The organism is Halalkalirubrum salinum (assembly GCF_005543295.1).
Lineage (GTDB): Archaea > Halobacteriota > Halobacteria > Halobacteriales > Haloferacaceae > Halalkalirubrum > Halalkalirubrum salinum.
Genome location: NZ_SRSG01000051.1, coordinates 1 through 1660 on the forward strand (window position 1 = coordinate 1; position 1660 = coordinate 1660).

Genomic DNA, 1660 nt, shown 5'->3' on the forward strand with positions numbered 1-1660 from the left:
TGTGCACAGCTGAAGCCTCCTCATTCCTTCCGAAAAGGTGTCCCGATAAGCCGCCGCTGTCATGCGGTTCTTCGCTTAGCTAAAGACGGATGACCTCATCATAGACGCGATCGATCGCATCGGCGATCTCGAGACGCTGATGTTTCCGCTGAACCCCGTCGTGATGGCCAAGACCGACGCCGAGTACGACTACGAGGCAGTCCTCGAACGCGCCAACGAAGAGGGCATCGGGACGTTGATCATCAAGGCCTTCGCGAGAGGCCCCTGGCCCTCAGAGGCCGAACTCCCGGTCGAGGACCGCCCGTACGCGAACTGGTACGAGCCCGTCGATACGCCCGAAGAGATGCGCGAGCGTTTCAACTTCGTGGCCTCTCAGGACGTGACGAGCGTCGTGACACCGGGCGATCCCAAGCTCGTTTCGATGGCCTTCGACGCTGCCTCGCGGTACGAGCCTCTGGACGAAGCCGCCCAGCGATCGCTGATCGAGAAGTTGCGCCACGAAGACTCGCCCGTCCCCGAGCAACTTCACCACTGATCGCTCGATGTCAGTTCCACAGACTGTCGAAACCGCTCTTGCGGACCGCCCGGTCGAGGGTGCGACCTGCCTCGAGGCGGGTGCCGGCGTCGGTAATACCACCCGCGGGCTACTCGAACAGGGCGCAGGCCACGTCTACGCAGTCACCAACAACGCCGAACACGCCCGGGACCTCAGGTCCTCTCTTAATTCCCACGAGGCGTCCCGGACCTCGATCCTGGAAGCGGACCTTCAATCCACACCTCTCGAGTCGAACGCGGTCGATCTCATCACCGCACATGGCTTGTGTAACGTTGTTTCACCCGCTGTTCTCGGACGGATTTCGGCAGATCTAGCCCGGATTGCCGCCCCTGGGGCACACCTCGTCGTTGACGATTACGAGCCGCTCCCCGACGACGCGGCTATCAGCGACCTCTTCGCCGTCGAAAACGCTGCGTCGGAGCTGGCTGACGGCACGCCCGCGCTCACGTTCTATCCCTCTGATATGTTGCGCCGGGTTTTCGAAGGCCACGGTCTGACCTTTGATCGCAAACGAATCCTGCTTGATCCCGTCCCTTGGACGATCTCTCACGTCGAGGCTCACGCTGACCTCGCTCGGAAGACTGCGAGTTATCTCCCCCGAAGGCTCGCTGATCCCCTCGCCGCCGAACTCGATCGGCTCGTCGAAGAGATTGGGTCAGAGTCGACAGGGACGATGTACAGTCTCGCGTTTCGGATGTCCGAGCGGTAGTTCGGCGTACTTCAGTACTGTTCTCGCCTGTCGATACCGCTCTGCAGAATACACACTCTGTATTTAGCATGGCGTCAAGAACATACCATCGATTGAGGATTTCAACAGTGCCAAATCGGCTTAGTCAAGACCGACCTGCGTAGTGTTCGAGACGACATTCAAATCAGCTCAGACATCCATAATCACTCTTTATGACATTTTCTACGATCGGTTTCGCGTGCTACCCATTGTTAATGATATCAGATGGAGCAGTCTGATATCTTACTACGTAGTATCAATAAAATTAAATATAGGCGAGATGGCACTGTCTAGTTTAGGGAGTTTGAGAAGCGAGCAGGTCGTAGTGAGTGGTGGTTATGCAACTCGAAGACCTGCTCAGAGAAACGTTAGACATC

The 1660-nt window shown here is 57.5% G+C and carries 1 protein-coding gene and 1 pseudogene; both read left to right on the plus strand.

Features of this window, described 5'->3' with window-relative positions:
• Positions 1-94 precede the first annotated feature (94 nt).
• Positions 95-535, plus strand: a pseudogene (locus E5K03_RS13865) (aldo/keto reductase); the annotation flags it as partial.
• A gap of 7 nt (positions 536-542) precedes the next feature.
• On the plus strand, positions 543-1265 hold the full coding sequence (locus E5K03_RS13870; RefSeq protein ID WP_138007396.1) for a class I SAM-dependent methyltransferase: 723 nt from the start codon (positions 543-545) through the stop codon (positions 1263-1265).
• Positions 1266-1660 lie beyond the last annotated feature (395 nt).

What these genes read in the sequence shown, in the direction of transcription:
- E5K03_RS13870 (WP_138007396.1), top strand. Translation starts at nt 543, where the DNA reads ATGTCAGTTCCACAGACTGTCGAAACCGCTCTTGCGGACCGCCCGGTC.